General features: G+C 39.8%; 6 protein-coding genes. All 6 read left to right on the top strand.

Going from position 1 to position 5,059, the window contains the following annotated elements; all coding sequences use genetic code 11:
* Positions 1–126: 126 nt before the first annotated feature.
* On the top strand, positions 127–633 hold the full coding sequence (locus OU793_RS23465) for a Panacea domain-containing protein (RefSeq protein WP_159404180.1): 507 nt from the start codon (positions 127–129) through the stop codon (positions 631–633).
* A gap of 45 nt (positions 634–678) precedes the next feature.
* On the top strand, positions 679–1,203 hold the full coding sequence (locus OU793_RS23460; protein ID WP_159404181.1) for a hypothetical protein: 525 nt from the start codon (positions 679–681) through the stop codon (positions 1,201–1,203).
* Between the two features lie 119 nt (positions 1,204–1,322).
* Positions 1,323–1,685, top strand: coding sequence for a hypothetical protein (locus OU793_RS23455; protein ID WP_193272092.1), 363 nt, complete (start codon positions 1,323–1,325; stop codon positions 1,683–1,685).
* Positions 1,686–1,695: 10 nt separating this feature from the next.
* Entirely contained in the window at positions 1,696–2,877 is a 1,182-nt protein-coding gene (locus OU793_RS23450; RefSeq protein ID WP_201452286.1) for a site-specific integrase, read from the top strand.
* Positions 2,878–3,159: 282 nt separating this feature from the next.
* Positions 3,160–4,137: a retron St85 family effector protein gene (locus tag OU793_RS23445; protein ID WP_072847788.1), complete on the top strand. Its 978-nt coding sequence runs from the start codon at positions 3,160–3,162 to the stop codon at positions 4,135–4,137.
* Positions 4,127–5,056, top strand: coding sequence for a retron St85 family RNA-directed DNA polymerase (locus tag OU793_RS23440; protein ID WP_159404184.1), 930 nt, complete (start codon positions 4,127–4,129; stop codon positions 5,054–5,056). The genes OU793_RS23445 and OU793_RS23440 overlap by 11 nt, the downstream gene beginning before the upstream one ends.
* Positions 5,057–5,059 lie beyond the last annotated feature (3 nt).

The following is a 5,059-nucleotide window of genomic DNA, read 5'->3' as shown; positions in this document are numbered from 1 at the left end:
CTAGATGGCTAATGATGAGTAATAATCAGAACGATATTTGCACAATTTGTGTAAATTTTCTTTATTTCCCAAATGCCAGCCTCTATCATACTGGCGTCCACACCTATAGTAACGTTTGTGAGTATTATGAATAAAGAGAGCATATCAAGAATTCTTGAAGCCTTTGCGTACATCGCGAAGCGCGCTCCTGAAAAAAGAAAGAACATGTATAATGTTCTAAAAGTTTTCTATCTTGCTGATAAGTTGCACATGGAACGTTATGGGCGCTTTATCTTCGACGACAGTTATTCTGCTATGGCTAAAGGCCCTGTGCCATCTCATGCCTATAACCTAATAAAAAGTATAAAAAGTGGGGAAGAACTGCCGTATTCAATCCAGCCTCCAGTGAAGTTAGGAAAAGGCTATATTGTCCAACCTGTTCGAGATGCTGACGAAGATTTTTTCAGTGGCTCAGATCTTTCTTGTATTGATGAAGTTATTGAGCTAAGCAAAACTCGTGACTTGGGCGATATGAGTCACGATGACGCTTGGAAAAAAACCACACTTAATCAATTCATGTCTGAGGAAGATATTATAATGACTTTAAAAAACAAAGAGTCATTGTTACAACTTCACCAAAACAGACACCCCTAAGCTCGGCTTGGGTTAGAAACCACGTTAAAAGTCACAGGGATAGTGATGTCATCAAAACAAAATCCTCTCGCGCAACTAGCTGCTAATAACTTAAGAGTTGGTTCTGTTATACATAAGTTCTGTCATTTTACTACACCACCTAAGGACAAGTTTTTGGTTGTCGTGTCAGTAGACCCTCGTTTACTCGTATTGATTATCAATTCCAAAATCAATCAATATTACATCGACAATGGAACGGATCAGTATCATGTAAGTGTTCCCCAAGTAGACCATCAGTTTTTATCTCATGATTCATTTACAAATTGCGTCGAAGCACATACAGCGTTCGATTGTGATGATATAAAACAAGATATAATCGATAATTATACGAGTGTTTTTAAAGGTTGGCTGACAGATAATTGCCTTGAAGATGTATATAACGCAGTTAAAAATAACAACATTATTCGCCGAGGCCATCAGAAGGAAATAATCACTGCGATAGAAGGTCGATTAACACATTTATGTTCAACTCTTGGAGCATCCCCCTCAAATGATGACGATGATATTCTGAATCAAAGTAGTTCCAACTAGCCATATTTTGTACGTAATTAGTTAAGATTAATGTATTAACTCTTTAAGCTTCTTCACCGAATCATCCATGAAATCAAAAACATATTAACTCTATGATATTGATAATTATGGAGTTAATCATGATTAAGCTAACCAATCTTCAACAAATCACAACCCTACCAATCACCACAATTTTACAAGAACAAATCAAATCCATATTCTCCGAGCCATTTCACGATGAAGCAGAAGCCCAACAAGCATGGGATGAACTGCAATGTGAGCTCTGGTTCCTCACATCAAAATCCGAACTCTCTGCCGTCGTCGTCGACGATATCGAAATGCTAAAACGAGCACTGACCTACACCGAATTCGAAGACGAGCTGGACTATGGAGCAGTGCTGACCCTGAGCATTGTCGAGGACAGTGGTAAGGGTATTTACCTACTGCTACCTAAGACACTACTCACCGAATTACGCCAATACTTCTCCATCGAGAATGACTAAGGAGGCAGTGATGCAATCCCGAAAATTCAAATTCAATAAACGCCAACTAGACTCACTACCACCGACGCCGCCGTCGAGCAAAAGTAAGGAAACGGAATATACAGACGAGTTATGTTCTGGTCTCAAGATGATCGTCAACCGCCAAGGCAGGAAGCGTTTCTTGTTCAGGTACACACTGCACGGAACTAAGAAATCTATCCAGCTAGGTGAGTACCCAGCGCTAGATATCAACACTGCTCGTCAGATTGCGAATGACCATAAACGGGAAATTGCTCTAGGTAATGACCCCAAGGCTATTCGTGATGAGAAGCGCAACGTGCTCACGTTCCAAGAGTTCGCAGAGCTGCACTACTTACCCTATGCAATGATGAACAAGCTCACCGCGAAAAGTGATGCTGGTAGTCTCAAGCTCCATTTCTATCCGAAATGGGGCAAGAAACCTCTTACTGATATCGGTCAGCAGGACATTCAGAAATTGTTGGACGGATTACTAGAAGGTAGGAAGCCTGCAACGGTGAACCGTCTACGTTCCTTAATTCTTCGCATGTTTAGATTGGCAATGGAATGGGGTTATGTCGATTCTAATCCGGGGCAGTACATACGGAAACTTAAGGAAAACAATGTAAGACAGCGATTCCTATCGCGGGCCGAGGTTTACAGCTTTATCAAGGCATGTAACGAAGAACCCAATCGCACCCAATCTAACGCATTGAAATTCGCTCTGCTTACTGGGATGCGAATCGGTGAAATCACCAGTTCGAAATGGGAGTGCCTTACCGTCGACGACGACGGCAATTGGAGCCTGTTTCTACCACACACGAAATCGGGGCTGTCGAGAACGGTCCTGCTCAACCATCTAGCTAAAGAGGTCATTCATGATCAACGACGATTTCAACAACCGAAGAACCCCTATATCTTTGCCGGAGATGCACCCGGTAGACCTATCGCTCATCCGAAGAAGGCATTTGCTCGAATCAAGAAAGCTGCTGGTATTACAGACAACTTCCGAATTCATGATTTGAGGCATAGCTTCGCATCGATCCTTATCAACAGCGGAAATGCGACGCTCTATGATGTTCAGCATTTATTGGGACATCAGTCGCCACAGACCAGCACGAGGTATGCTCATTTGGCTAGCTCAAGGCTGAGGGAGGTAAGTGCTAATGTAGCGGAGTTAGTTGGCGATATTTGATCTAACAAAAAGTCATATAAAACATAAAGTAAGAAGATGTTGGTGATTGATTAAAATACAGCTAGATGTTAACTTATGCGTTAGCCCTTAGCGTGGTTACTTTCGGGTAGCCAATGGTTGGTGTATAGCCGACCTGACGAAATTGATCGTGATTGTGTTGCACTAAACAGAATCACGATCAGCTCGTGCCTCACTGAGCGTGATTCTGTTTAGTGCAAGCCGTTTCGCTTGCTGCGCAACCTCACGCCTTGTAAGGGCTTCTTCTTTTTTTAGGAAATTACCATGTGGTTTAAGCATCCCAATTTCATTTCAGCTAAGCGGTACCTTATTTCTCAATTCAAGAGCATTGAGCAGAGTAAGAAATCTAGCGATATGAAAGATGCTCGAAGTGCACTATTTGGTCGCAATGCATTACCAAAACTTCTCTTTGTTTGTGGAGGAGATCCAAAATACTGCAAACGTCGCGGCGAAATCGAAAACTATCTATCTAGGCATGCTAAACACCTTCTAACGTTTCGAGCCGAGTATGCTTGGGAGACTATAAGTAACACTCAATCAGATGTTAACGCTTTAGAGCTCGAAGAGTGGCTAGCAGATTTATCTGATGCAGTAATAATTATTGTTGAGTCATTTGGTACTGTTGCGGAGTTAGGAGCATTCTCTTTAAGTAAACCTTTAAGGAGTAAGTTGCTACCAATTCTAGATCGTCAATATGAAAATGATGAGTCTTTCGTTAACACAGGTCCGGTAAGATGGGTAGATAGAGACTCTGTATATAGTCCAACAATTTATGCCGACTTCGATACAATACTCACTTCAATTCCTGAAGTTCTGGAAAGAATCGACTCTGCTAGACCAAAGTTTTACAATTCCAGAGAGGGAAATAAAACTATTGGAAATTTCTTGTTCACTAAGAAAGAGATGTTATTTGTAATAATAATCATAGTGACGAGTATTGGTCCCGTTGATAGCGACAACATCGTTGATATATGCAAAAAATCATTTGGTATAAGAAATAAAGCAGATACCGACGAGATTGAGTTATTAATTTCTCTTTGTGTTGCATTGGAAATCGTACATCCAATTAATGTTTCTGGCCACATTTGTTATACCTGTCACGATTATACAAAGTTGTATGGAACAACCACTAGCCACTTACTAAATACATCCCAAAAACTTCGTGGCGTATGTGTTTCAAAATTGATTTACATAAAAGAATACGTAAATGAAATCAAGAGATTAAAGGCCAATGCTTCTTGAGTTACTGTCCAGACTTACAATATTGGAAGAAGAGTATATTTTAAATATCGCTCAAACATCCGCACAAAGGTATAAAAAATTCCATATAAGAAAAAGAAATGGAACTCTTAGAACAATCTTCCAACCGTCAAAAGAGGTAAAGGGAGTTCAGCGTATTATTCACGATGAGTTGCTCAAGAAACTACCTAGTCATCCAGCTAGCACTGCTTACAAAGAGGGAAGCAGTATAAAAAAACATGCTGAATCGCATAAAAAGGCAAAATATTTACTAAGGTTGGACTTTAAGGACTTTTTTGAGTCAATAACTGACAATGATATCAGGAAATTTGCAGCCGATAATCTTACTGGAAAAATCCAACACTGGACAGAGGAAGATACTAACCTTCTAGTAAAACTATCGACTTTCAAAGGAGGATTGACCATTGGTTCTATTACATCCCCACTTTTGTCAGATGCAATTTGCTACAACTTAGATGTCGCTCTTTTTAGCCTTTCTCATGAATTGGGGATAATTTATACCAGATATGCAGATGATTTGTATTTTTCAACCAATAGCCTTGGGATTTTAAAAAACATCCCAGAAAGAGTTGAAGAAATCATTTCTCGACTGGAGTACCCGAGCAAGCTAAAAATCAATAAAAGCAAGACACATCACTCTTCAAAAAAGAACAAGATGAAAGTTACGGGATTAACCATCACAAATGACGCCAGAATATCTATTGGTAGAGAGAAGAAAAGAGAAATAAGAAGTAAAGTTTTCAATTGGGAAGAACTATCACCAGAGGATAAATCTCATCTTTCTGGCTATCTGTCTTACATAAAATCTGTTGAACCAGCTTTTATTAATAATCTGTGCACAAAGTATGGTGCTAGCATTATTAAAGAAATAACGGTTTTCAATAGCAAAAAAGTGAAGTAACCC

This window comes from Vibrio sp. VP6 (assembly GCF_028823755.1).
GTDB classification, from domain to species: Bacteria; Pseudomonadota; Gammaproteobacteria; order Enterobacterales; family Vibrionaceae; genus Vibrio; species Vibrio parahaemolyticus.
The sequence above is the reverse complement of the archived record's forward strand: the minus strand, read 5'-3'. Positions and strand labels throughout refer to the sequence as shown.